Origin of the sequence: Arthrobacter sp. Leaf337 (assembly GCF_001423745.1) — a bacterium.
GTDB lineage: Bacteria > Actinomycetota > Actinomycetes > Actinomycetales > Micrococcaceae > Arthrobacter.
In genome coordinates, this window is the sequence record NZ_LMPC01000023.1 from 250258 (window position 1) to 272685 (window position 22428).

The 22428-nt window shown below is 66.0% G+C and carries 23 protein-coding genes, 1 tRNA gene and 1 other RNA gene; 12 read left to right on the top strand and 13 right to left on the bottom strand.

Annotated elements, in window-relative coordinates; genetic code table 11:
* Nucleotides 1–205: 205 nt before the first annotated feature.
* Nucleotides 206–643 (top strand): LapA family protein, encoded by a 438-nt coding sequence (locus ASF98_RS23790; RefSeq protein ID WP_082506884.1) that lies wholly within the window; start codon nucleotides 206–208, stop codon nucleotides 641–643.
* A 43-nt stretch (nucleotides 644–686) separates the two neighbouring features.
* On the opposite strand, the gene ASF98_RS24210 is transcribed toward ASF98_RS23790, so the two are convergent.
* The 5 genes from ASF98_RS24210 to ASF98_RS16010 all read right to left on the bottom strand — a co-directional run bounded on the left by ASF98_RS24210 (nucleotide 687) and on the right by ASF98_RS16010 (nucleotide 4763).
* Entirely contained in the window at nucleotides 687–860 is a 174-nt protein-coding gene (locus tag ASF98_RS24210; protein ID WP_156372431.1) for a hypothetical protein, read from the bottom strand.
* An 80-nt stretch (nucleotides 861–940) separates the two neighbouring features.
* Nucleotides 941–1372, bottom strand: coding sequence for an SRPBCC family protein (locus ASF98_RS15995; RefSeq protein ID WP_055803612.1), 432 nt, complete (start codon nucleotides 1370–1372; stop codon nucleotides 941–943).
* Between the two features lie 156 nt (nucleotides 1373–1528).
* Nucleotides 1529–2383, bottom strand: a complete 855-nt coding sequence (locus ASF98_RS16000) for a sugar phosphate isomerase/epimerase family protein (protein ID WP_055803615.1) — start codon at nucleotides 2381–2383, stop codon at nucleotides 1529–1531.
* Nucleotides 2380–3594 (bottom strand): dihydrodipicolinate synthase family protein, encoded by a 1215-nt coding sequence (locus tag ASF98_RS16005; protein WP_055803617.1) that lies wholly within the window; start codon nucleotides 3592–3594, stop codon nucleotides 2380–2382. Before ASF98_RS16005 ends, ASF98_RS16000 begins: the two co-directional genes overlap by 4 nt.
* On the bottom strand, nucleotides 3594–4763 hold the full coding sequence (locus ASF98_RS16010) for a Gfo/Idh/MocA family protein (RefSeq protein ID WP_055803620.1): 1170 nt from the start codon (nucleotides 4761–4763) through the stop codon (nucleotides 3594–3596). Before ASF98_RS16010 ends, ASF98_RS16005 begins: the two co-directional genes overlap by 1 nt.
* A 159-nt stretch (nucleotides 4764–4922) precedes the next feature.
* On the opposite strand from ASF98_RS16010, the gene ASF98_RS16015 reads away from it, so the two are divergent.
* From ASF98_RS16015 to ASF98_RS16025, 3 genes are read left to right on the top strand one after another with little or no spacing between them, the layout of a single operon-like run.
* Nucleotides 4923–6017, top strand: coding sequence for a LacI family DNA-binding transcriptional regulator (locus ASF98_RS16015; protein WP_055803623.1), 1095 nt, complete (start codon nucleotides 4923–4925; stop codon nucleotides 6015–6017).
* 14 nt (nucleotides 6018–6031) lie between these two features.
* The gene (locus ASF98_RS16020; RefSeq protein WP_055803751.1) at nucleotides 6032–6763 is read left to right on the top strand and encodes an alpha/beta hydrolase; all 732 of its coding nucleotides are present in this window, start codon (nucleotides 6032–6034) and stop codon (nucleotides 6761–6763) included.
* Nucleotides 6760–7365 carry a GNAT family N-acetyltransferase gene (locus ASF98_RS16025; RefSeq protein ID WP_235506041.1) on the top strand — a complete coding sequence of 202 codons (606 nt, stop codon included), beginning with the start codon at nucleotides 6760–6762 and terminating at the stop codon, nucleotides 7363–7365. The genes ASF98_RS16020 and ASF98_RS16025 overlap by 4 nt, the downstream gene beginning before the upstream one ends.
* A 21-nt stretch (nucleotides 7366–7386) precedes the next feature.
* On the opposite strand, the gene ASF98_RS16030 is transcribed toward ASF98_RS16025, so the two are convergent.
* Nucleotides 7387–8625: an ROK family transcriptional regulator gene (locus tag ASF98_RS16030; protein WP_055803759.1), complete on the bottom strand. Its 1239-nt coding sequence runs from the start codon at nucleotides 8623–8625 to the stop codon at nucleotides 7387–7389.
* Between the two features lie 137 nt (nucleotides 8626–8762).
* Here ASF98_RS16030 and xylA point away from each other — a divergent pair, with 137 nt between their 5' ends.
* Nucleotides 8763–9950, top strand: a complete 1188-nt coding sequence (gene xylA, locus ASF98_RS16035; RefSeq protein ID WP_055803625.1) for a xylose isomerase — start codon at nucleotides 8763–8765, stop codon at nucleotides 9948–9950.
* Nucleotides 9951–10037: 87 nt separating this feature from the next.
* Nucleotides 10038–11465, top strand: a complete 1428-nt coding sequence (xylB, locus tag ASF98_RS16040) for a xylulokinase (RefSeq protein ID WP_055803628.1) — start codon at nucleotides 10038–10040, stop codon at nucleotides 11463–11465.
* 8 nt (nucleotides 11466–11473) lie between these two features.
* Here xylB and ASF98_RS16045 read toward each other — a convergent pair whose 3' ends face one another.
* Nucleotides 11474–12379 (bottom strand): aldose 1-epimerase family protein, encoded by a 906-nt coding sequence (locus ASF98_RS16045; RefSeq protein WP_055803631.1) that lies wholly within the window; start codon nucleotides 12377–12379, stop codon nucleotides 11474–11476.
* Nucleotides 12380–12440: 61 nt separating this feature from the next.
* The gene (gene map / locus ASF98_RS16050) at nucleotides 12441–13208 is read right to left on the bottom strand and encodes a type I methionyl aminopeptidase (protein ID WP_055803634.1); all 768 of its coding nucleotides are present in this window, start codon (nucleotides 13206–13208) and stop codon (nucleotides 12441–12443) included.
* Nucleotides 13209–13324: 116 nt separating this feature from the next.
* Between map and ASF98_RS16055 the strand changes: the two genes are divergently transcribed.
* Nucleotides 13325–14011 (top strand): DNA alkylation repair protein, encoded by a 687-nt coding sequence (locus tag ASF98_RS16055; protein ID WP_055803636.1) that lies wholly within the window; start codon nucleotides 13325–13327, stop codon nucleotides 14009–14011.
* Nucleotides 14012–14017: 6 nt separating this feature from the next.
* Here ASF98_RS16055 and mptB read toward each other — a convergent pair whose 3' ends face one another.
* Entirely contained in the window at nucleotides 14018–15574 is a 1557-nt protein-coding gene (mptB, locus tag ASF98_RS16060; protein WP_200939388.1) for a polyprenol phosphomannose-dependent alpha 1,6 mannosyltransferase MptB, read from the bottom strand.
* A gap of 156 nt (nucleotides 15575–15730) precedes the next feature.
* On the opposite strand from mptB, the gene orn reads away from it, so the two are divergent.
* The 3 genes from orn to def all read left to right on the top strand — a co-directional run bounded on the left by orn (nucleotide 15731) and on the right by def (nucleotide 17243).
* Entirely contained in the window at nucleotides 15731–16366 is a 636-nt protein-coding gene (orn, locus tag ASF98_RS16065) for an oligoribonuclease (protein WP_082506886.1), read from the top strand.
* A gap of 131 nt (nucleotides 16367–16497) precedes the next feature.
* Nucleotides 16498–16570: transfer RNA gene (locus tag ASF98_RS16070), tRNA-His, on the top strand.
* Nucleotides 16571–16670: 100 nt separating this feature from the next.
* Entirely contained in the window at nucleotides 16671–17243 is a 573-nt protein-coding gene (gene def / locus ASF98_RS16075; protein ID WP_055803642.1) for a peptide deformylase, read from the top strand.
* 33 nt (nucleotides 17244–17276) lie between these two features.
* Here the strand turns inward: def and ASF98_RS16080 are convergent, their stop codons facing one another.
* The 4 genes from ASF98_RS16080 to rnpB form a co-directional block, all read right to left on the bottom strand.
* Nucleotides 17277–18074 carry an HNH endonuclease family protein gene (locus ASF98_RS16080; protein ID WP_055803644.1) on the bottom strand — a complete coding sequence of 266 codons (798 nt, stop codon included), beginning with the start codon at nucleotides 18072–18074 and terminating at the stop codon, nucleotides 17277–17279.
* A gap of 92 nt (nucleotides 18075–18166) precedes the next feature.
* Nucleotides 18167–18376 carry a hypothetical protein gene (locus tag ASF98_RS16085; protein ID WP_028268959.1) on the bottom strand — a complete coding sequence of 70 codons (210 nt, stop codon included), beginning with the start codon at nucleotides 18374–18376 and terminating at the stop codon, nucleotides 18167–18169.
* 78 nt (nucleotides 18377–18454) lie between these two features.
* The gene (locus ASF98_RS16090) at nucleotides 18455–19933 is read right to left on the bottom strand and encodes a glyceraldehyde-3-phosphate dehydrogenase (protein ID WP_082506887.1); all 1479 of its coding nucleotides are present in this window, start codon (nucleotides 19931–19933) and stop codon (nucleotides 18455–18457) included.
* Between the two features lie 270 nt (nucleotides 19934–20203).
* An RNA gene (gene rnpB, locus ASF98_RS16220) (RNase P RNA component class A) lies at nucleotides 20204–20595 on the bottom strand.
* Nucleotides 20596–20728: 133 nt separating this feature from the next.
* Here rnpB and ASF98_RS16095 point away from each other — a divergent pair.
* Together ASF98_RS16095 and ASF98_RS16100 are read left to right on the top strand one after the other, a co-directional pair.
* Nucleotides 20729–21541, top strand: a complete 813-nt coding sequence (locus ASF98_RS16095) for a slipin family protein (protein WP_055803649.1) — start codon at nucleotides 20729–20731, stop codon at nucleotides 21539–21541.
* Between the two features lie 42 nt (nucleotides 21542–21583).
* Complete coding sequence (locus ASF98_RS16100) at nucleotides 21584–22420, top strand: alpha/beta hydrolase (protein WP_055803651.1); 837 nt, start codon at nucleotides 21584–21586, stop codon at nucleotides 22418–22420.
* The last annotated feature ends 8 nt before the right edge of the window (nucleotides 22421–22428 follow it).

Genomic DNA, 22428 nt, shown 5'->3' on the forward strand with positions numbered 1-22428 from the left:
AGGCTGCCAGTGCACCCCTCCGCCTTTCCAGCCGGCATTCCCCGGAGGACAGTATTAAGTGACATGCAGGAATAAGGGATCGCGCCCTTCTCCACGCTATTTACGCTAAGCATGCTTATGATTTGATGGCGGCGCCGGCTCATTTGAAGTGGCGCCGGCGCCGCACCTTCCACGACGGTGGAGCACCTCGAAGAGGATGGACCGAATGACTCAGCAATCACCGGACTACGAGCCGAACGAAGCAAACGCGGTTCCGCCGACCCCCGCAGCTCGGCCGACCCAGGGCACCCCGGCCCAAGGCGTGCAGGTTCCGGACGCACCTGGCCAGGCTCCGGGCCCGCGCGCCACACCAACTGCACCGATTCCGCCAGAGGACCGGCATGTGACGCGCGCAGGCATGGTCTGGGCCGCCGTCGCCACCGCGTTGGCGGTGATGGTCCTCCTGATCATCTTTATCCTGCAGAACCAGGACTATGTGCAGGTCAGGTATTTCGGGCTGGAGGGCGCCGTTCCGCTGGGAATTGCACTCTTCATAGCGGCTGTGGGCGGCGGGGTGCTTGTGGCAGTTGCCGGCGCAGCCAGAATCATCCAGCTGCGCGCCGCGGCCCATCGACGCCGAGTGCTTTCGCAACGGGTCCGCTAGGCAAGGCGCAGCCGTCCGCTATGAGCGCGGATGCGGGGCCGCGTCACCCGTGATCGACGCCGGGGTGCCCCTCCGGCGTGTCATCCATCTCAGCGATGTCGGGCTCAATCGTTGCGGCCAGGTCACCGGCGATGGAATCCCGTGCTGCCTCGTCCGCCGGCCGTGACGTGCCGTCGTCGCCGCGCGCGCTGCCGTCTTCGTCTGGAATCTCAGTCATGTGCCCAAGCTAGCCCCGGACGTCCTTCTTGTCGACGGGGCGCTCCTCCCCAACCCGCCACCCCGGCAGGCACAATGCCTTCAGCGTTCCAGCACTTCCTTGAGGTTCCCCAGTACCATTTCCCAGAGTTTCGCGGACTCTTCCGCCTCGGAATCGCTCTTGTTGTTTCCCTGCCTGATCGTGACCTGCGTTCCCGCCGGCGTCTCATCCAACCGGTACTCAACAGTGTGGTAGTTTTCCGGCACGTCCGGCAGCCCCGACAGCGGGCTGTAATGGGTGATGCGGAGCAGCTCCCCGGGCCGGTTTTCGAGGACTATGCCCTTGTCCTCATAGCTCTTGCCTTTCCACTCCCCGGCGAACGTCACGGGGTCACCTTCCCGCCAGGTAGTGGTCAGGTTGGTGCCGAGGAAATATTGTTTGACGATCCCGGGATCGGTCAGTGCCTCCCACACCGCGCTCCCCGGGGCCGTCACAAGCACCGTGGCTTCAGCGTCCTTGATCTGCTCATTCATGTTTAGTCCTCCTCCGCACGACAATACGCGCGAGCATCGGTCCTGTTAAGGGAACAGGACGGCTAAGGGAACACGACGACGGCCCGGCACCGCTGGGGGCGGTACCGGGCCGTCGGATGGAAGCGGTCAGGCTGGATGCGGTCAGGCCGGAAGCGGTCAGGCGTACGGCAGGACGAGTCCCGCGTAGCGCTCCTTCATGGTTGCCAGGACGCTGTCGCCGTCGGCGTCCCAGATCTCCTGGTTGAAGATCTCCACTTCGATGTCGCCGGTGTAGCCGGCGTCCCGGACCCAGGTGCCGATGGTCGTGAAGTCAATAACGCCGTCGCCCATCATGCCCCGGGACAACAGCGCGTCGGCCGCGATGGGCAGGTTGAAGTCGCACACCTGATAGGAGGCAATACGGTTCTCCCTGCCGGCCCGTTCGATCTGCGCCCTCAGTTCCGGATCCCACCAGACGTGGAAGGTGTCGACGGCGACGCCGACCGCCTTCGCGTCGTACGGTGCCGCCAGGTCCAGCGCCTGGCCAAGCGTGGAGATCAGGGCGCGGTCCGCGGCGTACATCGGGTGCAGCGGCTCCAGCACCAGCCGGACGCCATTCTCGACGGCGAAGGGAACCAGGTCCGCGAGGCGGTCAGCGACGCGCTGGCGGGCAGCCACCACGTCCTTCTCCCCCGGCGCAAGGCCGCCGACCACCAGGAACAGCTCCCGGGTGTCCAGCGCCACCGCTTCGAGGATGGCCGCGCGGTTGTCGGCGAGCGCAGCAGCCTGCCCCTCGGCGTCAACTGCCGTCAGGAAGCCTCCACGGCACAGCGATGAGACGCGCAGGCCGGCGTCCCTGATGAGCTTGGCCGCCTTGTCGACGCCGACCTCGTGCACGCGGTCACGCCACGGGCCGATCGCGGGGATGCCGGCCCGGGCGCAACCGTCAACGGCCTCCGCCAGGGTCCACTTCTTAGTGGTGGCGCTGTTGAGGGAAAGCCTTCCGAAGTCGGCACCTGAGAAGTCGCTCATACTCCCACTCCGTTGATCCGCAGATAGTCCGACATCCGGAACGCGGCCAGGGCCGGGTCCTTCAGCAGCCCTGCCTGGTCGGCCAGTTCGAAGGTCTTGGCGAGGTGCACCACGGAGCGGCCGGAGTGCAGTCCGCCCACCATCTGGAAGCCCGGCTGCTTGCCGTTGAGCCAGGACATGAACGCGATGCCGGTCTTGTAGTAAAACGTGGGGGTGCTGAAGATGTGCTTGCCCAGCTCCCGGGTGGAGTCCAGGATGGCACGGGCCTTGACGGCGTCGCCGGCGTCGTAGCTTTGCAGCGCTGCCGAGGCCGCCGGATAGATGGCGGCGAAGATGCCCAGCAGGGCGTCCGAATGGCGGGTGCCGTCGCCGTCGATCAGTTCCGGGTAGTTGAAGTCGTCGCCCGTGTAGAGGCGGACGCCCTCGGGGAGGTTGGCGCGGAGTGCGACTTCATGGCTCGCGTCCAGGAGCGAGACCTTGACGCCGTCCACCTTGTCCGAATGTTCGCGGATCAGCGACAGGAACGTATCGGTGGCCGTGGTGACGTCGTCGGAGCCCCAGTAGCCGGCCAGGGCAGGATCAAACATGGTTCCGAGCCAGTGCAGGATGACGGGCTGGTCAACTTCCCGCAGGAGGGTCGAGTAAACATGCAAGTAGTCGTCTGCTCCGCCGGCCACCTTCGCCAGGGCACGGGAGGCCATGAGGATCACCTTGGGGCCGGCTTCGGACACCACGGCGATCTGCTCGCGGTAGGCGTCGATGACGGCCTGGATGCCCGCAGCGCCCTGCGGCAGGGCGGCCGGATCCAGTTGGTCCGTACCGGCGCCGCAGGACACCAGATCGCGGACGGACTTGCCGGCCGTGGCGGCGCTGCGCGAGGAGACCACTGACGCGGCCTCTGCGCCGGTGCGCTTGATGAGCTGCTGGGTCGCTGCCCAGTCAAGGCCCATGCCACGCTGTGCCGTGTCCATCGCATCGGCAACGCCGAGGCCGTAGGACCACAGCTCGTGCCGGTAGGCCAGCGTGGCATCCCAGTCGAGCTGCGCCGGGGCGCCCGGGGTGTTGTCCGCGGTGACTTCCGGGATGACGTGGGCCGCTGCATAGGCGTGGCGCGAGGTGATGGGCGCGGCGGGCCGGGACCAAGCCGGGGCGGACTGGAGCCGGTATTCGCGGGTTCCGCCGTCGTGGGTGGGTAGGATCAGTGATGTCATCAGAGCGAGATCTCCGGGATGTCGATGGTGCGGCGTTCGTCGTTGGACTGCAGGCCGAGCTCGGCGAGCTGGACGCCGCGGGCGGCGGAGAGCAGGCCGAAACGGTGTTCGCGGCCGGCGACGACGTCCCGCAGGAATTCTTCCCACTGCAGCTTGAAGCCGTTGTCCAGTTCGGCGTTGGCGGGGACTTCCTGCCACTGGCTGCGGAACGATTCCGTGACGGGCAGGTCCGGGTTCCAGACCGGCTTGGGAGTGTGTGCACGCTGCTGGGCGACGCACTTGTTCAGGCCGGCGACGGCGGAACCGTGGGTGCCGTCGATCTGGAACTCAACCAGTTCGTCGCGGTAGACGCGGACGGCCCAGGAGGAGTTGATCTGGCCGATGACGGGCTCGCCCGCGGGGGTTTCGAGTTCGAAGATGCCGTAGGAGGCGTCGTCGGCCGTGGCTTTGTATTCCTTGCCAGCCTCGTCCCAGCGGGCCGGGATGTGCGTGGCGGTCTTGGCGTTGACGCTCTTGACCTTGCCGATGATGCCTTCGAGGACGTAGTTCCAGTGGCAGAACATGTCGGTGGTCATGCCGCCGCCGTCTTCCTTGCGGTAGTTCCAGGACGGGCGCTGAGCTGCCTGGATGTCACCTTCGAAGACCCAGTAGCCGAATTCGCCGCGGATGGACAGGATGCGGCCGAAAAAGCCTTCATCCACGAGGCGGCGCAGCTTGACCAGGCCGGGCAGGTACAGCTTGTCGTGCACGACACCGGCAGTGACACCGGCCTCCTTCCCGATCAGGGCCAGTTCGATGGCCTCTTCGAGGGTTTCGGCCGTGGGCTTTTCGGTGAAGATGTGCTTGCCGGCGCGCATGGCCTTCTTCAGCGTCGCTGCCCGGAGGCTGGTCATGGATGCATCAAAGACAATGTCCACCGTGGGGTCGTTAATGACTGCGTCCAGGTCGGTGGACCATTCGGAGACCTTGTGCAGCTCGGCGAGCTCCCGGATCTTCGCTTCGTTGCGCCCGACCAGGATCGGTTCGACCTGGACCTTGGTGCCGTCCTCGAGGGTGAAGCCGCCGGCGTCGCGGATGGGGAGGATGGAGCGCAGCAGGTGCTGGCGGTAGCCCATCCGGCCGGTAATACCGTTCATGGCGATACGGATCGTCTTTGTTTCGAAGCCCATGTGTCCTCCACAGTTCGTTATCTCATCAGGCGTTGGGAAAGCGCGTTCCCACTGCATTTATGATGCATCCTCCGGCGCCGCATGGCAAGCGCTTTCCCGAAAGTCGTTCAAACTGCCATAATGGCCACTACGCGTACGTTGGCTGAACAGGAGAAACCGGTGGCTGCAAGTACCCTCACCGAGGTGGCACGACTGGCCGGGGTCTCACCGGCTACTGCATCACGCGTCCTCAACGGTTCCGCCCGCAAACCCGGCCCGGGAGTTTCCGAGCGGGTCCGGCAGGCGGCAGAAGCCCTCGGCTACATCCCCAACGCCCAGGCCCAGGCGCTCGCGAAGTCCAGCTCCGGACTCGTGGGCCTGATTGTGCACGACATCGCCGATCCGTATTTTTCGGCCATTGCCCGCGGGGTGCAGGAAGTGGCCCGCGAGCAGCACAAGATGGTGCTGCTGGCCACCACGGGGGGCACGCCGGCCGATGAGAAGGAAGCAGTAGCCGCATTTGCGGCCAGGCGGGCCGACGCCATTGTCATTGCCGGCTCACGGTCCAGCCGGCCGGAGGACGCACAGGGCAATGCCGAGCTGGCCGCCGAACTGGACCGCTACTGCCGCAACGGCGGGCATGTCGGTGTGGTGGGGCAGGCCATCGTCGGAGCCGGCGCGCTGGACGGATATCACTTGGTGGAAGTGCCGAACGAAGAACTTGCTGCGGAACTCGCCGGAAAGCTGGCGGCAAGCCACTCGGGCGACTTCGTGGTCATCGGCGGACCCGAGGGACTCATCACCTCAGATGACCGGATCCGGGGCTTCCAGTCCGGCCTTGCCGCGGCCGGCCGCCCCGCAGCTGAAGTCCTCCGGGCATCCTTCAACCGCGCCGGCGGCTACGACGCCGGCCTCGCGCTGGCCGAACGCTTGAGGAATGCACGGCAAACCGAACCAGCGAACGAGGGCGCAAGGCCCGACCTGTGCATCTTCGCCGCGAACGACGTCATGGCAATCGGCGCCACGGCAGCGCTCCGTGCCCAGGGATTCAGGATTCCCCGCGACGCCCTGATCGCCGGGTTCGACGACATCGAAACCCTGCGGGACTTCCGCCCGGGACTCTCAACCGTCCGCCTTCCGCTGGAGGAAATCGGCCGCCTGGCCACCCTGAGCACCGCGGGGCCCGGTCCCGACGGTACCGAAGGACACCACGACGACGGTCCGGCTGTCACGGGTCAGGTGACGCTCAGGCGGAGCACCGAGTGGACCGCCTGAGCGGCGGTCCCGCGATGCCGGCCGGCCTCAGCGTCATCCCGGCCCGCCAGCCTCCTGCCCGGAGGTCCCCGGCGATGCTGGTCCTTCCGGGCGGTGGCTACGAACACCACGCCGAGCACGAAGCCGAACCGGTGGCTGAATGGCTGGCGTCGCTGGGCATCCACGCCTTCGTGCTCCGGTATCGGGTGGCTCCGCACCGCCACCCGGCCCCGCTGGCGGACGCGAAGGCCGCCCTGGCCTGGATCAGGCGGGGCAGCCACGGACTCCCGGTGGACAGCTCGCGCGTGGGGGTGCTGGGATTCTCCGCGGGCGGCCACCTGGCTGCCACCCTGGCCGCGGGCCTTTCCGCCGGAGACGACGCTCTCGACCTGCCGGAGTCCCGGCCGGACCTCGCCGTCCTCTGCTACCCCGTCGTGTCCTTCCAGGCGTCCGTCCACCAGGGCAGCATCAACAACCTGCTCGGCGGCTCACCGCCCGGTGGCCTCCTGGAAGAGCTCTCCGCCGAGCTGACCGTCACGGGCCGCACTCCCCCGGCCTTCATCTGGCACACGTCTGACGACGAAGCCGTCGATGTGGAACACAGCCTGCTCTACGCCCTGGCGCTGCGCCGGGCAGCCGTCCCTGCGGAGTTGCATATCTTTCCGCACGGCCGCCACGGTCTGGGTCTCGCTGACGGGGTGGCCGGGGTCGAGCGATGGACGGAACTCTGTGCCACCTGGCTCGCCGGACACGGCTGGTGCCCGTGACCGCAACGCCCGCGACTACAGCGCCGGCCGACTGGCCCGACGTCGAACGCCTCTTCGGAGTACGCGGTGAGCCGTCGCGCTGCTGGTGCAGGTTCTTCGCCCTGACGGGTGCCGGATGGAATGACTCCACGCCCGGGGACCGGAAGAAACAGTTGCGGGCAAGGTTCGACGCCGATGCCCCGGCACCGGGGGTCCTCGCCTTCCGGGACGGACAGCCGGTGGGCTGGTGTGCGGTTGAACCGCGCGACTCCTACCCGCGTATCCTGCGTTCGCAGGTATTCAAGGCGGCCGGACCGGCCGTGCACAGCCAGCCGGAGGACGGTCCCGACGGGTCTATTTGGTCGGTGACCTGTTTCGTCGTCGCACCGGGGCACCGCCGCAGCGGCGTGGCTGCAGCACTGCTTCGCGCCGCCGTCGGACATGCCATAGGTCATGGCGCCGGCAGTGTGGAAGGCTACCCGGTGGATCCGGTGCTGCGCCCCAAAGCCGGCCCGGCGGACCTGTACCAGGGAACGTTGAAGCTGTTCCTGGACGCCGGCTTCGAGGTGGTCAGCGATGCGGTACCCGGCCGGGCAGTGGTCAGGCTCGCCGTTCGAGCATGAGATCTTGCCGGTCCCGAAAGCCTAGGGTCCCGGCCTCAACCCCTGTGGTGCGGCCAGGACGGAACGCAGGGCACTTCCGGCTGCTCCCAGGAGGGCGGCCGACTGGCCGAGTTCCGAGATTGCCACACTGGCCGGGCCTACGACGCCGGGCGCATAGTCGGCCAGGCTCCGGACCACGGCAGGTGCGATCCACGGTCCCATCCGGGTGAAATGGCCACCGAGGACCACGGCGGAGAGGTCCATCAACCGGGCAGTGGACGCCGCGGCGATCCCGAGGTAGTGGCCGGCGCGCGACACTGCGGAAATGGCGGCCGCGTTTCCGGCTTCAAGCAGTGCGGTGAGTTGTTCGAGCCTCGCGGAGGCGGTCCCGTCGGGAATGCCGGCCTCAGCGAAGATGGCCTCCTGGCCCGCGAAAGTTTCCAGGCAGCCGCGGCCGCCGCACGAACAGTCCGGTCCCGAAGGATCCACCACCACGTGACCTACTTCGCCGGCCTGCCCGCGGGGACCCGCAAAGAGCCGTGAGCCGATGACGAGGCCGCCGCCGACGCCCACTTCGCCGGAGACAAAGAGGTAGTCCTGGAAATCCACGCCGTGCCCGTACCAGAGCTCGGCCAGCGCAGCGCAGTTTGCCTCGTTATGCAGGAGAGTGCCCTGTGGCGCCCCCGGCAGCAACCCGTGCAGCTCAAGGACAACCCCGTGCCATTTCAGGTTGGGGGCGCTGGAAACAGTTCCGGATCCCGTGTCCACAAGTCCGGGAACAGCCAGTCCCCCGCCAAGGATTTCGATTCCGGCTGCGGAGGCCTCTGCGGCAACATCAGCGACGAGTCCCGCCAGCAGGGCCATCACGGATTGGGGTGATTTGCCGCGGTTGCCGCTTTCCAGTGTCCTGTGGATCCGCAGGGTCCCGCCAAGGTCAAGGAGCCCGGCCGAAATGTAGTCGACATTGATTTCCATGCCCACCACGCCGCGACAGGTGCTGAGCTCAAGGCCCACGCCAGGGCGGCCGCGTTCACCGTCCCGGGCAGCACCGGATTCCGCCACCAGTCCGGCGTCCACGAGCTCGGCGACGAGGCTGGACACGGAGGCCTTGGTCAGGCCGGTCCGGGAGGCCAGGTCGGCACGGGTGGGGCGTACGTCCGGATCAGTGCGCGGCTCCGCCAGGGACGCCAGGATGCGCACCAGGTTTCCACGCCGGACATCCTCGACACGCCCGGGGGCAGGACGCCCCGCACCGCCGTCGGTATTTTTTCCGAGAGACATTTCCGCCGCCTTCATCATTGACCTTAGTCAATCATGATGCATATAGTTCAGATTGAAAACTAATTGATCCACAGCCGCTGCTGCGGTGGACCGCAATCTGAACCCCAACCTCCAAATCTCTGAACCAAGGACGCTTCATGACCCTCTTGCCCTCCCCCGCTGATAAGTTCACTTTTGGCCTTTGGACCGTCGGCTGGACCGGCGCCGATCCGTTCGGCGTCGCCACCCGCCCGGCCCTGGACCCCGTTGAGGCCGTCCACAAGCTCAGCGAACTCGGCGCATACGGCATCACCTTCCACGACAACGACCTGGTTCCGTTCGATGCCACAGCCTCCGAGCGCGAACTGATCCTGAAGAACTTCAAGGCAGCCTTGGCCGAGACCGGCCTGAAGACACCCATGGTGACCACCAATCTGTTCAGCCACCCGGTCTTCAAGGACGGCGGCTTCACTTCCAACGACCGTTCCGTCCGCCGGTTCGCACTCAGCAAGGTCCTGCAGAACATCGACCTCGCCGCCGAGCTGGGTGCAGAAACCTTCGTCATGTGGGGCGGACGCGAAGGCAGCGAGTACGACGGTTCCAAGGACCTCTCCGCCGCCCTGGACCGGATGAAGGAAGGCGTGGACACGGCCGCGGCGTACATCAAGGACAAGGGCTACGGCCTGCGGATCGCCTTGGAGCCCAAGCCCAACGAGCCCCGCGGCGACATCTTCCTGCCCACCGTCGGCCACGGGCTGGCCTTCATCGCCCAGCTCGAACACGGCGACATCGTGGGGCTCAACCCGGAAACCGGCCACGAGCAGATGGCGGGACTGAACTTCACCCACGGCATCGCCCAGGCGCTGTGGGCCGGGAAGCTCTTCCACATCGACCTGAACGGCCAGCGCGGTATCAAATACGACCAGGATCTCGTCTTCGGCCACGGCGACCTCACCAGCGCCTTCTTCACCGTGGACCTCCTCGAAAACGGCTTCCCCAACGGTGGCCCCAAGTACGACGGTCCGCGCCACTTCGACTACAAGCCCTCCCGCACCGACGGCTACGACGGCGTCTGGGAATCCGCGAAGTCCAACATGTCCATGTATCTGCTCCTGAAGGAGCGAGCCCTGGCCTTCCGCGCCGACCCGGATGTCCAGGATGCGCTGGCCACCTCCGGTGTCTTCGAACTCGGCGAGCCCACGCTCGCCGCCGGGGAGACCGCCGCGGAGCTGCTCGCTGACGCGTCCGCTTTCGCGGAGTTCGACGCCGATGCGGCCGCGCAGCGATCGTTCGCGTTCGTCCGGCTCAACCAGCTTGCCATCGAGCACCTGCTCGGCGCACGCTAAGCCAAGCTCCCACACCCAACAAACACCCGCTGCCGCCGGATCCGGACTCCCGGGTCCGGCGGCAGAGCCCTCCAGAAAGAACCCGACATGCCACTGGTAGCAGGAATCGACAGTTCCACGCAGTCATGCAAAGTGGTGATCCGTGACGCAGCCACCGGTGAGCTGGTCCGCCAGGGCCGCGCTGCCCACCCCGACGGAAGTGAGATCCACCCGGACCACTGGTGGACCGCCCTGCAGGAAGCCATTGCCCAGGCTGGCGGCCTCGATGACGTTGCCGCCGTCTCAGTCGGCGGCCAGCAGCACGGCATGGTCTGCCTGGATGCCTCCGGTGCGGTGGTCCGGCCGGCCCTTCTGTGGAACGACACGCGCTCCGCCGGGGATGCGGAACAACTCATCGCAGATGCCGGCGAAGGCGACGCCCGGGCCGGCGCCGATTTCTGGGCGCAGGCGACGGGCACGGTCCCGGTGGCATCACTGACCATCACCAAGCTTCGCTGGCTGGCCCGCAACGAACCGGACAATGCACGCCGCGTCGCGGCCGTCTGCCTGCCGCACGACTGGCTCAGCTGGCGGCTGGCCGGCCACGGCCCGGGAAGCGGTCCCTCCTCACTGCAGCTCCTTCGCACGGACAGGTCGGACGCGTCCGGCACAGGATACTTTTCCACTGCGTCGGGAACCTATCTCCCGGAAGTCCTCGAACAGGTGCTGGGCCACGTCCCGATACTTCCCGCCGTCGCCGGCTCGCTCGAGGCCACGGGCAGAATGCCGGCCGGCGCGCTTATCGGCCCCGGCGCCGGCGACAATGCGGCGGCAGCCCTCGGCGTGGACGCGCGTCCGGGCGACGTTGTGGTGTCACTGGGGACATCGGGAACGGTTTTCGCCGTTTCGGAGACCCCGTCCGCGGATGCCACCGGACTCGTTGCAGGATTTGCCGACGCCACCGGTAACTTCCTCCCGCTGGCCTGCACCCTGAACGCCACCCGGATCTTCGATTCCACGGCCGCGCTGCTGGGCGTGACGCTGGCGGGACTCACCGAACTGGCCCTTGCCGCCCCGGCCGGTTCCGGCGGCCTCACGCTTGTTCCGTACTTCGAAGGCGAGCGCACGCCCAACCTGCCGGACGCCACAGGCTCCCTCCACGGGGCCACCCTGGCCAGCTATACCCGGGACAACCTGGCCCGGGCCGCGATCGAGGGCGTGGTCTGCTCCCTTGCGGACGGCCTGGCCGCCTTGCAGGCCCAGGGAGTCAGGGCCGGCCGGATCATCCTGGTGGGAGGCGGGGCCCAGTCAGCGGCCGTGCAGCAGATTGCTGCATCCGTCTTCGGACTCCCCGTGGTAGTGCCCGAGCCAGGGGAATACGTGGCCGACGGCGCCGCCCGTCAGGCGGCGGCCGTCCTTACAGGTCAATGGCCGCAATGGGGTTCTGGTGGCACCGAAATAAACGCAGCAGACGGCGGTGCGCCGGAGGTCCTTGACCAGTACCGGCGGTACGCCGGGACCTACCTCACCAGCTGAGTTCTGCCTCAACGACTGCTTGCGCGGACGGTCCAGCTGGCCTCGTGGGACTCCCCCGGGGCCAGCCGGACCACGTCGGTTCCGCTGTTGAAGGCGTCAGGCGGGCACGTCATGGGTTCAACTGCGAGGCCCAGGCGGGACGGCCCTGCGGGCTTGTCGGCCGTATGGATCTGCAGCCACGGCCACGCAGAATCCCACTCCAGCTCGACGCCGGTGCCGGACGGGTCGTAGGCCCGAACGGACGCAAGGCCGTCCCCGTTGTGAATCAGGCCGGTAAAGGCATGGTCAATCTCCACCGCACCCAGGACCCTCTCGGTCCGGAAGTCAAAGGCATGCCCTTCGACGCCGGCCATGCCCGCCGGCAGCAGCCGTTCGGCGGACACCTCCATGAATTCGGTGGCCGGGATCTGCACCGTCCACTCATCCAGCGGGGCGGCTCCGGCGAGGAGGTACGGATGCGGGCACACGCCGTACGGCGCGGCGTCCCCGCCAACATTCTCGGCGTGCACAGTGCTGCGCAGCCCGTCAGCCCGGAGCTCGTATTCGACAGAGATGTCAAGGCGCCCCGGATACGCCTCGCCGGGTTCAATGCGGGTACCGAGGCGGACAGAGCAAGCGGTGCGCTCTTGGAGCTCCCATAGTGCTCCAAACACCAGGCCGTGCAGGGCGGTCCCCCGGGCCTCCTCATTGACCGTGGACTTGAAATCCTTGCCGTCAAAGCTGTACCGGCCGTCAGCCAGCCGGTTCGGCCACGGGGCGCAGATGACGCCGCGGTAGTCCGGAATCCCGCCGTCGGCGCCGAAGCCGACCACCAGATCGCGGCCCTCGTGCTGCAGTCCGCGGAGTGCCCCTCCACGGGCCGTGGCGACAGCGGTGTACGGGCCGAAACTGATCTCATGCTCGGTGGGGTTCATAGGGTGTCCATTTACTGCCGAAGACGGTGTGTTAGCGCTCACTATTCTAATACATCGCCTCTCAGGGCAAGGTAAGGATGACGGGCCCCTCCGCGGTGATCGCTACCGTGTGCTCGCTGTGGGCCGCGCGGCGTCCATTGGCGGACCGCAGGGTCCACTCGTCTTCGTCGTGGTAGTAGTCGTCCTTGCCCCCAAGGATCAGCATGGGCTCGATGGCAATCACCAGCCCTTCCGTCAGCTTGATGCCCCGGCCTGGACGGCCGTCGTTCGGTACAGGAGGCTCGGCGTGCATCGTCCGGCCGATCCCGTGGCCTCCGTGATGGGCCAGGAGGCCGTAACCGGCGCGGCGGGCAACCCCGCCGATTGCATAGGCGAGGTCCCCCATCTTGTTGCCGATCCTGGCCATCTCAATTCCGCGCGCCAGTGCTGCATCGGTGGCGGCAATCAGCTCAAGGTCCGCCGGATCCGCAGTGCCGACCACGAAGCTGACGGCGGCATCGCCGCACCAGCCCTCAACGAACGCGCCGCAGTCCACGCTGAGCAGGTCACCGTCCTCAAGGCGGTAGCCGTTCGGGATGCCGTGGACCACGGCGTCGTTGACGCTCGTGCAGATGACACCCGGGAAAGGCACCGAGGCCCACCGCGGGCGGTAATTGAGGAACGCCGGGGTGGCGCCAGCCTCGGAAATGGACTCGGCGGCAAGTTCATCAAGCTCCTTCAGGGAAACACCTACGGCGGCAGCGGCCCTGACAGCGGCCAGTGTGTTGGCCACGACCCGGCCGGCCTCGCGCATCAGTCCTATTTCCTGGGGATTTTTGATCATGGACATGGCTTTCCTCCGGATTCAGCTTGTCTGGTCCCACTCTAGGACTCCGCCGGACCGGCTGGTAAGCGGCTGGCTTGCACTTGGCAGGAGCCGGGCGCGGCGCCAGTAGAGTTGCCACCATGGCGAACGAAGATCTGATAGCCGGGATCCGCAGCCAGCTGAGGGCCGCGGCAGACCCGGTACGGGCGGCCGGAAGCCAGGCCTACATGAAATCGGACATGCCGTCGCTGGGGGTCAGGGTTCCCGAGGTGCGGAAGGTCACCCATGCCGCCGCCGCGCAGTGGCCCTGCAGTTCAGTCCAGGAACTGAGCGATACTGTCCTGGCGCTCTGGCGTTCGGCCGCATTCCGGGAAGAGCGGTACGCCGCCATTGACCTGACGGGTTCGCGGCTTGCCAGCGGGCGGCTGGAGCTGCTGCCGGTGTACGAAGAAATTATCCGGACCGGAGCCTGGTGGGATCTCGTGGACGGGGTGGCTCACCGGATGTGCGCACTGCTGCAGGCACACCGTTCGGAGCTCGACCGGATCCTCCGCACGTGGAGCAAGGACCCCGATATGTGGATCCGCAGATCCGCCATCACCGCCCAGCTCGGGGCAAAGGCCGCCACCGATCCGGAGCTGCTCGCCTCCGTCATCGAGGCTAACGTGTCAGACCCGGAGTTCTTCATCCGCAAGGCCATTGGTTGGGCGTTACGCGAGTACGCAAAGACTGATCCGGCCTGGGTCCGGGAGTTTGTTGCCCGCCACGGCACGGATCTCAGCCCCCTCTCCCGCCGCGAGGCCGTCCGGAACCTCCCGGCCGGATGACCGGCGTCAGATAACCGGGCGGGTGGTTACCGGCTCATCCGGCTTGCTGAACAACTGCTTCGTTTTGGGATCCAGGAAGATCAGGTACAGCGCGAAAAGCAGGGCGATGATGGCCGCGGCGTTGCGCGCCAGGGCCAGGGGAAGGCCCAGGTCCTCCGTCTGCAGGTAGGGGAAGACTTCGAGCTGGTCCGAGATGGCGTAGACCATAAAGAAGGACACGATGAAGTAGAGAGCCTTTACCTGCCAGTCATCCCGGATGCCTGTGACGGCGAACAGCGGGATGAGCCATACAACGTACCAGGACTGGATCATGGGGGCGAGCAGGACCACGGCCGCGAACCCCAGGGTGAGGCGGCGCATCAGGCGGTCGTGGTCGCCGCGGAAGATCTGCCAGGCAACAATTCCGACAGCCAGCAGCTTGCCGGCGTCGTAAACCCATTTGGCCAGTCCCCAACCGTCCAGCCCGAAGGCGTTCGAGATGGAGGCCACCACAAGGCCCAGCAGGCCCACCGGCGCGTACCAGATCCAGATGCTTCCCGGCGCGGACAGTCCGTTCACCCAGCCGAAGCCAAAGCCGTTCACCAGGCTCATGGCGTACAGCATCGCCAGGCTGATGCCGGCAGTGAGTCCCCAGAAAACGAACTTCCGCAGCCAGCCGGCGTTCTTTCCCGCCCACAGAAGTCCGATAAACGGCAGGAACACGATAGTGATCGGCTTGACGGAGATCGACAGCGTCACGAGGACCAGCCCGAGCACCACGCGTTTGGTGGCGCAGTAATAAAGTCCGGCCAGTGCCAGCCCGATCATGAGTGCATCGTTATGGACACTGGCGATGAAGTTGGTCAGGAACAGCGGATTGGCTGCCGTGAGCCACAGTGCGCGGTGCGGATTCACGCCGTGCAGCTCCGCCAGTTTGGGAACATACACAATGCACAGCACCACGCCCACCAGGGCGGCAACGCGGAAGAGCATGATGCTCGCCTCGGGCTGCACGTTGGTGGACCACACCACCAGTTGTTCGATCCACAGGAACAACTGCCCGTAGGGAACGGGTGCCTCGGTCCACATCTTGTCGGCCCCGAGTTGGAAATAGTTGGAGAGTGCCGAAATCCCGTTTTCGTAGGGATTGAAGCCTTCAACCATCAGGCGGCCCTGCCCGATGTAGGCGTAGACGTCACGGCTGAAGAGCGGGACGGAGAACATCATGGGCAGCCCCCACAGTGCCACAGCCTGCAGGGTGGCCTTTCGTGCACCGGCCCCCCAGACGCGGACACGCTGGCCAAGGCGAAGCCAGGCCCGCACCAGGAGCATGCCGCCCACGGCCAGCAGCACGATGGACAGTGCCACCCCTACCGCTTCGGTGCGCATCCAGATGAACAGCGGCAGGCGGCGAAGCTCAGAGACGGGCGCGAGCCAGCCGACGCCCAACGAGCCGATCGCCATGAACATCGAGCCGGCGAACCCCGAGAGGAGCGGCGAGAGGGCGTTGTCCACTTCAGCCGCGGCCGGCTCCGGTGACGGACCGGCAGCCACATTTCCCGCCGCAGGCACACGCGCCGTCATCTCAGGATCGTCCAATCTGTTGTGGGGCATTATTCACCCGCTAGAAGCCGGACAGGCCGGCGGGGGTGGGGCCGCGGCAGCGAAAAGAGGGCACCGCCACGTATCGAAATCCTAGCACCGGGCAGCTCCGTGGCAGCGGAACGGTAGGCTGGTCGGGTGCCTATTACTAACGAACGCATTGTCTGGATCGACTGCGAGATGACCGGCCTGGACATCAAGAACGACGCCCTTATTGAGGTGGCCGCACTGGTGACGGACTCCGAACTCAACATCCTGGGAGACGGCGTTGACGTCGTCATCCGGCCGGACGACGCTGCGCTCGCCCAGATGAACGATTTCGTCCGCGACATGCACACCCGTTCCGGGCTTCTCGAAGAGCTTCCCCACGGCAAGACGATGGCAGAGGCCGAAGCCGTGATCATGGAATACATCGCGAAATGGGTTCCGGATCCGCGCAAGGCTCCGCTGGGCGGCAATTCCGTGGGCACGGACCGCGTCTTCCTCGCCCGGGACATGCCTGCCGTGGTGGAGCACCTGCATTACCGGGTCATTGATGTCAGCACCATCAAGGAACTGTCACGCCGCTGGTTCGCGCGGGCATACTTCCAGGCCCCGGCCAAGCACGGCGGGCACCGCGCCCTCGGAGACATCAAAGATTCAATCGATGAGCTGCGTTACTACCGTGAAGCAGTTTTCGTCCCGGCCCCGGGACCGGACAGTGCCACCGCGCAGCGTATTTCGAAGTCCGTCATGGCCTCCGCCGAGCCCCTTGCAGAGGCGTCAGAAAAGTAATCTGCGCCACGTTTGAAGGAAATTTTCCCGAAACCGGCAAAAGTGGCTAAAACAGCCCCGCGGAGCAGGTAAGCTATATGACGTTGCCTTCCAAGACAGCCGGTAACCCGGACGGTCTCGCGGGGCACATGGTGGGCTTAGCTCAGTTGGCAGAGCGCCTGGTTGTGGTCCAGGAGGTCGCGGGTTCAACCCCCGTAGCTCACCCTCATGAAGGGCAGGATTTTCGCCCTTACCTAAAGGCCGCACCGGTTATCCGGTGCGGCCTTTACTTGTTTCCGCACTGCATCAAAAGGAACCACCTGACATGACCGTTCTGCCGATCACCATTTGGGGCGAGCCGGTTCTCCACCGCCGGGCCGCCGAAGTGGAAGTCTTCGACGACGAACTCCGCACCCTTATCGCCGACATGTTCGAAACGAACGACGCCGCCAACGGCGTGGGGCTCGCCGCCCCCCAGGTGGGCGTTGGCAAGCGCCTCTTTGTGTACAAGTTCGCCAACGACGACGGCGTGCCCCCTGCGGGCGTCGTGGTGAACCCGGTCCTGACGCTGTCCAAGGTTTCCGGCGCACTTCCGGACCCTGATGAGGAAGTGGAGGGCTGCCTGTCCTTCCCCGGCGGCCAGTACCCGCTCAAGCGCGCGGAGTGGGCGCGGGTGCAGGGGTTCGACGGTGACGGAAATCCGGTGGACTTCGAGGCCACTGACTGGTTCGCCCGGATCATCCAGCACGAATACGACCACTTGGACGGCAAGCTCTACGTGAACCGGCTGATGGACCGATACGCCCGCAAGGCCATGAAGCAGGCCAAGCGGAGCGGCTGGGGTATTCCCGGCCTGACGTGGATGCCCGGCGTCGACCCCGACCCGTTCGGGCACTGACTTTAATCGGGCACTGACCCACACTGCCCGCCGCTACCGCGGAATAAGGGTCTGCTGCTGCGGGCACGACGCCAGGACACGTTTCATGGCATCCTTTTCGGTCTGGGTCACCCACAGCGCATAGGCCGCTTTCACTGAGATCTGGCGGGCTACGTAATGGCACCTGAAGGCCTTGTTTTTCGGCAGCCAGCTTGCTGCGTCCGAGGCGCTCTTTTCCTGGTTGGCGGGACCGTCTGCGGCCACGAGGTTGAGAGGATCGTTGGCGAGGTTTTGGCGCTGTAGCGGCGTCAATTGCTGGGCCCCCTTCTGCCACGCGTCGCCCAGAGCCACGACGTGGTCAATCTGGACTGCTTTGCTGCTCTCCGCTCCCCTGGTGAAGGTCACCACCGCTCCGGTGTATGGCTCATGGAGTTCCCCACGTGCCACACGGCACCGGGAGCCCTCGGTGAACTGCGCGCCGCCCAGGTCCCGCCGGAGGATGTCATTGCGGGTGTCGCAGCCGTTGCGGTCCACATCCAGCCAGGCCTGGCCGAACGCGGTGCGCTCGTAGTTGTCGTTGGCCGCCCGCCCTTTCACCTCGAGCGATTCCAGCACATCAGCCGCACGTCCTTCCGGTACGGGGCGGACGGGCGGAACTGCTTTCATCCACGCCGGGTCCAGCACGGGAGCAGTGCTGGGACCGGTGACTGGCGGCTCCGCCACGGCAAACTGGCCTGCGGTGAAAAACCAGCACACCGCGGAGACCAGCCCTACGGCCAGCACGATCAGCACGGCCCAGGCCTGGCGGGAGCGGCGCTGCGCACGGCGATAGGCCGCCCAGCTGATGGTCATGGTCGCAGAGCCCGATGATGATTCCTACGCACCGGACGAGCTTAGGCGCGGCCACTGACAACGCGGCCGATATCCACAGTGTGGAGGGGCAGTTACTGCTCCTTCATCACACGCTTCAGGTCTACGGTGGCAAGGTCAAGCAGCTCCTCAAGCTGTTTGATCCTGCTATCGGGAATCTCTCCCGCGGCATGCGCCACGCGCGCCTGTTCAAGGAGGCGGGTAGCTTCCTTGTGGTTCTGCCGTGCTACGTCGAGGGCGTGTTCGAGGGTGGTTTCATGTTCGAGAGTCGATTCGTGTTCCATGACACCATTTTGGGTCCGTTTCCCGGCCGATGCCAGAGCATCGGCCGGGAAACCTCAGACCCGGACCCGTCCGGGCCCCTAGACCGAGATTGCCGCCAGCGCCGCGGCCGGTTCCTTGACCGGGAACGACGGCGGGTTGACGCCGGCCATTTCCTCCATCACGCGGACCACCTGGCAGCTGTAGCCGAACTCGTTGTCGTACCAGACATAGAGGACCAGGTTCTTGTCGTTGGAGATCGTGGCCAGGCCGTCAACAATGCCTGCACGGCGCGAACCGACGAAGTCCGTGGAAACGACCTCGGGGGAATCAATGTAGTCGATCTGCTTGCGCAGCTCGGAGTGCAGGGACATCTGACGCAGGTAGTCGTTGACCTCGTCCTTGGTGGTGCCCTGCTCCAGGCTCAGGTTCAGGATGGCCAGCGACACGTCCGGGGTGGGGACGCGGATGGAGCTGCCGGTGAGCTTGCCGAGGAGTTCGGGCAGCGCCTTGGCAACTGCTTTGGCGGCACCTGTTTCGGTGATCACCATGTTCAGCGCGGCGGAGCGGCCGCGGCGGTCGCCCTTGTGGAAGTTGTCGATCAGGTTCTGGTCGTTGGTGAAGGAGTGGACCGTCTCGACGTGGCCGTGGACCACGCCGAACTTGTCGTTGATGGCCTTCAGGACCGGGGTGATGGCGTTGGTGGTGCAGGACGCCGCGGTGACGATCTTGTCCGAGTCCAGGATGGTGCCGTGGTTGATGCCGTGGACGATGTTCTTCAGCTCGCCCTTGCCCGGTGCCGTGAGCAGGACACGGGAGACACCCTTGCTCAGGAGGTGCTGGGACAGGCCTTCGGCGTCGCGCCAGCGTCCCGTGTTGTCCACCACGAGGGCGTCCTTGATGCCATAGGCCGTGTAATCCACGGTGGAGGGGTTGTCCGAGTAGATGACCTGGACCTGGACACCGTTGGCCGTGATGGTGTTGTTCTCGGTGTCCACCTTGATGGTGCCCTCGAACGATCCGTGAACGGAGTCCCGGCGCAGCAGGCTGGCGCGCTTGGCAAGGTCGTTGTCCGAGCCGCGGCGGACCACAATCGCGCGGAGACGGAGTCCGTGACCGCCACCGGCCTTTTCGATGAGGAGGCGCGCCAGCAGGCGGCCGATGCGGCCAAAGCCGTAGAGCACGACGTCGGTGCTGGTGCGGTCGTCGCCGCCACGCTTCCCCACGACGTCCGCGAGTTCGGCCCGCAGGAACTCTTCAAGGCTCGCACCGTTCGCCTCGGCCTTGAACTTCTGGTTCAGGCGGGCGATGTCGATTGCCGCAGCACCCAGATCCAGCCCGGCGAGGGCATCCAGCAGCGGGGCCGTCTCTTCCAGGAGCAGCTCGTCCTTGCTCATCCGGCGCGCAAAGCGGTGCGCCTTCAGGATGTTCATGGTGGACTTGTTGATCAGGCTGCGGCCGTGGATGGAAGTCACCACGTTGTTCTCGCGGTACAGCCGGCCGATCACCGGGATCATGGCCTCGGCAAGTGCCTCACGGCCCATCCACGTATCAAGACAAGAATCTGACGTCTGGCTCACAGAAATACCTTCCTTGGGTCAACCACATACGTCCTCGTATGCGGATGTCGGCCACCGGAGGTATTCCGGGGCACAGGCATCGGCGGGGATTCGGTCCACCCCGGACACCTTGGAGAATCGCAAAGAAAAACCGCCGGCTGCGAACGCAGACCCGGCGGAAGAACTTCTACGTTCGCTATCCATTCTAGGGTGGCGGCGCCGCCAGTACTGCCCCGCAAAGCGTGAAGTCACTCACATGCCGGCGACGGGAGACGTGCCCGAAAGCGGTGATGGATGGGTTGACCGATACGCCGGGTTCTGTGTTCCCGCTCCGTTACCGGTGCGGAAGTAGCGGCCATCCATCTACGAACGCCGTTGCCGACGCCCTCCAGCGGCCTACCCGGACACTCGGGCGAGCAGCCCTCGAACGTGCCCTGTCTGGCCTTGCTCCGGGTGGGGTTTACCTAGCCTTCCCGGTCACCCGGGAAGCTGGTGGTCTCTTACACCACCGTTTCACCCTTACCTGCTTCGTGCCGCTTTCAAACCGGCGCGACGCAGGCGGTCTATTCTCTGTGGCACTGGCCTGCGGGTTGCCCCGAGTGGGCGTTACCCACCACCCTGCTCTGCGGAGCCCGGACGTTCCTCGAGCCACTTGCGTGACGCGCGGCCGCCTGGTCAACCCATCCGCATTTCATTCTACGTGCTGCACCGGCGCCCGGCGTGCGGGACGTCCTGCGGGCGCCCGGCGGGACGTTTCGGGCGCCAAAGTGGGACAATTGGACAAGGTCAACTCATGCAAGAAAAGAGGGGATCCTGATGGACCCCACCGGTACGTACATCGCCATCGCCGTCGCAGTGCTGCTGTTCATCTTCCTGAAGATGTCCATCCGGATCGTGCGGCAGTACGAGCAGGGGGTGCTCTTCCGGCTGGGCAGAGTTATTGGCATTAGACTCCCGGGCCTGCGGTTCATCATCCCGGTCGTCGACCGCCTCCCGTTGGTCAGCCTGCGGATCGTGACCATGCCGATCCAGTCGCAGGGAATCATCACCCAGGACAACGTGAGCGTCGACATTTCCGCCGTGGCTTACTACCGCGTGGTCGATGCCGTGAAATCGGTCGTGGCCATCGAGAACGTGGCGGCCGCCATCGACCAGATCGCGCAGACCACGTTGCGGAAGGTAGTCGGCAGGCACAGCCTGGACCAGACGTTGTCAGAAACCGAGCGCATCAATAGCGATATCCGGGAAATCCTCGATGCCCTGACGTTGGCGTGGGGTGTCGAGGTGACCCTGGTGGAACTGAAGGACATCCAACTGCCCGAGAGCATGAAGCGCGCAATGGCCCGCCAGGCCGAGGCCGAGCGGGAAAAGCGGGCGAAGATCATCGCCGCGGAAGGCGAAGCCATCGCAGCCGCTGCCCTCGGCGACGCGTCGGACACCATGATGGCCCACCCGCTGGCCCTGCAGCTGCGGAACCTGCAGTCCCTGGTCGAAATCGCGGTGGACAAGAACTCCACGGTTGTCTTCCCCGCGCCGCTGATGAGTACGATCGGCGAACTGTCTGCCTTCCTCGCCCGCGAAAACCAGGCCGCGACGGCCGCCGCCAAACCGCCGATCAAGGCGGCCTGAGCTGCGGGCCGGTGGGGGGGCCTTCACGCCTATGATCGGCTTATGGAATTTGCGACGCTCGGACGCCGGCGGCTGCTGGAACTCGGAGCCGGCGGTGTGACTGCCGCGGTGCTGGCCGCATGTGCGCCGGTCGCCGACGGCCTCACGGCTTCGACCGGGGAAGTTCGCAGTGGATCCTTCACGTCGAGGTTCCGCCCGGACACGGGAACGAACTGGTCCGTGGCGATTCCGGCCGGCGGCGCCGACAGCGGTCAGCGCCCCCTCCCCGTGGCGCTCTTCCTGCACGGTACGGGCGCGGACCACCGGATGGTTTTCGACGACCTGCAGGCTGACCGGTTCCTGGCACAGCATGTGGCCCGCGGCGGGTCGCGTTTCGCGATCGCGGCCGTCGATGGCGGCGAAAGCTGGTGGCACCCGCGCGCAACGGGCACGGAGACGCAGTCCATGGTGGTGGAGGAGTTCCTGCCCTTGCTGGCAAGCCAGGGCCTGGACACCGGCAGGACCGCCGTGTTCGGCCTGTCGATGGGCGGCTTTGGCGCCCTTCTCCTCGCCTCCCGGCACCGGATTCCCGGCCTCCGGGCCGTCGCAGCGATGAGCCCGGCAGTCTGGAGCATGCACGACGCCGGGCGGGCGGACAACTTTGACAACGCCGCGGACTTCGAGGCCAACGACATCTTCGCGCTCAGGCCGGAACTGGAAATGTTGCCCAAGAGGATCGACTGCGGCACCGGTGACAACCTGCTTTACAGCGTCAAGGACTACGTAAGCGGCCTGCCCGGGGAGCATGAGGGTGGCTTCCAGGACGGCGGCCACGACAGCGGCTACTGGCGCTCCATCCTGCCGGATGTCATCTCGTTCCTGGGTCGGAACCTGGCCTGACCGCCGGC

Excerpts from the sequence above, each read along its gene's own strand:
- ASF98_RS23790 (WP_082506884.1), top strand. The coding sequence starts at position 206 with ATGACTCAGCAATCACCGGACTACGAGCCGAACGAAGCAAACGCGGTT.
- ASF98_RS24210 (WP_156372431.1), bottom strand. The coding sequence starts at position 860 with ATGACTGAGATTCCAGACGAAGACGGCAGCGCGCGCGGCGACGACGGC.
- ASF98_RS15995 (WP_055803612.1), bottom strand. The coding sequence starts at position 1,372 with ATGAATGAGCAGATCAAGGACGCTGAAGCCACGGTGCTTGTGACGGCC.
- ASF98_RS16000 (WP_055803615.1), bottom strand. The coding sequence starts at position 2,383 with ATGAGCGACTTCTCAGGTGCCGACTTCGGAAGGCTTTCCCTCAACAGC.
- ASF98_RS16005 (WP_055803617.1), bottom strand. The coding sequence starts at position 3,594 with ATGACATCACTGATCCTACCCACCCACGACGGCGGAACCCGCGAATAC.
- ASF98_RS16010 (WP_055803620.1), bottom strand. The coding sequence starts at position 4,763 with ATGGGCTTCGAAACAAAGACGATCCGTATCGCCATGAACGGTATTACC.
- ASF98_RS16020 (WP_055803751.1), top strand. The coding sequence starts at position 6,032 with ATGCCGGCCGGCCTCAGCGTCATCCCGGCCCGCCAGCCTCCTGCCCGG.
- ASF98_RS16030 (WP_055803759.1), bottom strand. The coding sequence starts at position 8,625 with ATGTCTCTCGGAAAAAATACCGACGGCGGTGCGGGGCGTCCTGCCCCC.
- xylA (WP_055803625.1), top strand. The coding sequence starts at position 8,763 with ATGACCCTCTTGCCCTCCCCCGCTGATAAGTTCACTTTTGGCCTTTGG.
- xylB (WP_055803628.1), top strand. The coding sequence starts at position 10,038 with ATGCCACTGGTAGCAGGAATCGACAGTTCCACGCAGTCATGCAAAGTG.
- ASF98_RS16045 (WP_055803631.1), bottom strand. The coding sequence starts at position 12,379 with ATGAACCCCACCGAGCATGAGATCAGTTTCGGCCCGTACACCGCTGTC.
- map (WP_055803634.1), bottom strand. The coding sequence starts at position 13,208 with ATGTCCATGATCAAAAATCCCCAGGAAATAGGACTGATGCGCGAGGCC.
- ASF98_RS16055 (WP_055803636.1), top strand. The coding sequence starts at position 13,325 with ATGGCGAACGAAGATCTGATAGCCGGGATCCGCAGCCAGCTGAGGGCC.
- mptB (WP_200939388.1), bottom strand. The coding sequence starts at position 15,574 with ATGACGGCGCGTGTGCCTGCGGCGGGAAATGTGGCTGCCGGTCCGTCA.
- def (WP_055803642.1), top strand. The coding sequence starts at position 16,671 with ATGACCGTTCTGCCGATCACCATTTGGGGCGAGCCGGTTCTCCACCGC.
- ASF98_RS16080 (WP_055803644.1), bottom strand. The coding sequence starts at position 18,074 with ATGACCATCAGCTGGGCGGCCTATCGCCGTGCGCAGCGCCGCTCCCGC.
- ASF98_RS16085 (WP_028268959.1), bottom strand. The coding sequence starts at position 18,376 with ATGGAACACGAATCGACTCTCGAACATGAAACCACCCTCGAACACGCC.
- ASF98_RS16095 (WP_055803649.1), top strand. The coding sequence starts at position 20,729 with ATGGACCCCACCGGTACGTACATCGCCATCGCCGTCGCAGTGCTGCTG.
- ASF98_RS16100 (WP_055803651.1), top strand. The coding sequence starts at position 21,584 with ATGGAATTTGCGACGCTCGGACGCCGGCGGCTGCTGGAACTCGGAGCC.